Annotated in this window: 1 protein-coding gene; it reads right to left on the bottom strand. The window is 63.1% G+C overall.

Going from position 1 to position 1,430, the window contains the following annotated elements:
* On the bottom strand, window positions 1-1,334 hold a 1,334-nt coding region (locus ABTX60_RS43125), incomplete at its 3' end, for an IS30 family transposase (RefSeq protein WP_352102051.1).
* Between the last annotated feature and the right edge of the window lie 96 nt (window positions 1,335-1,430).

Consider the following 1,430-nt stretch of genomic DNA (forward strand, 5'->3'; position numbering starts at 1 on the left):
ACACGTTGCTGTTGAATTGATCGTAGGTGTTCGTCCCAAGCTTCAGCGGGGGTTCGCCATTGGAGTCGTTTCCGTGGTCGCGTGTTGAGAGCGTGTGCGACTGCCGCGAGATCGTCTGGGCTCCATCGCGAGAGATCAGTTCCCTTCGGAAAGTATTGGCGCAGTAGTCCATTCGCATTCTCGTTGGTACCTCGTTGCCATGGGCTGTGTGGATCGGCGAAGTACACCTTCAGCCCGGTGTCGATGGTGAACTGGGCGTGTGCGGACATTTCCTTTCCTCGGTCCCAGGTCAGCGAGCGTTTGAGTTCGGTGGGCATCGACGCCAGTGCCTGTGCCAACGCTCTGTTCATCGACACCGCTCCGTATCCCGACAGTGCCGGCCCGTTCTTGGTGATCGGTTGCTGTCGCCACCCTTGTTCCCGAGGCAGGTGCACGAGGGTGGTGTATCCGGTTGTGCGCTCGACGATGGTGCCGATCGCGGACCTGTCCGTGCCGATGATGAGATCACCTTCGTGGTGCCCGGGGATCGCACGGTCGTCGGCTTCTTCGGGACGCTCGCTGATGAGTACGTCCGGTGTCACATGGGCCCAGGCAACGCGTTTCGCTCTCGCGCGTGGCATCCGAAGAGCGCGGCCGGTGCGCAGGCACAAGATGAGTTCGCGGCGCAGCGCACTGCGACCCTCGATGAACAGGGACTGGTAGATGGCTTCGTGGCTGATCCGCATGGACTCATCATCCGGGAAATCGATCGGTAGCCGGTGCGAAATCTGCTCAGGGCTCCACGCTTTCACCCATCGGCGGTCCTGCCGATGCGGCTTGTTCAAGCCCTTCCATTGCCGTTCGAGCGGTCCGGCGACAGCATCGCCGCCCGGCTTGGTGATCTGGCCTGAGAGTCGGTCCTCGACGTAGTGCCGTAACCGATCGTTTGCCGCGAGCTTGGCGGTCTTCGGGCGACGAGCAAACAACTCGGCTTTCCAGTGCGCCACGCTGGCGCGGTACTCGAGCGTGCCGCCACGCGTGGCAGCGTTACGCCGCAACTCCCGCGAGATCGTCGACGGGCTCCTCCCGATGGCACCCGCTATCGAGCGCACCCCATGGCCTGTGGCGTGCAGGATCGCGATTTCCTCACGCTCTGCCAAAGAGAGGTACCTGCCTGCCGGCGCGGGCCACGAGTACGGCGTCATCCCGCCAGCGTGCCGGAACCACCGCTGGCCCGCAGGCTGTCCCACGCCGACAGCGTCAGCTGCCTCGCGAGGAAGCTTGCCAGTACTGATCTGCTCCCAAAAATCTCGTTCCTTCGACCGTGGATGGCCCGGCGCTCCCGGTGACCTCATCGGAGCCCTGCCCGTTACTTCCCGCACCCAATCCGATGGACGACCCACAACACCCTCCTGACCTCGAATGTTGCGTCCACCGATTGAGCCCAATCA

The sequence above is a fragment of the Streptomyces sp. NPDC126510 genome (assembly GCF_040302345.1).
Classification (GTDB): Bacteria; Actinomycetota; Actinomycetes; order Streptomycetales; family Streptomycetaceae; genus Streptomyces.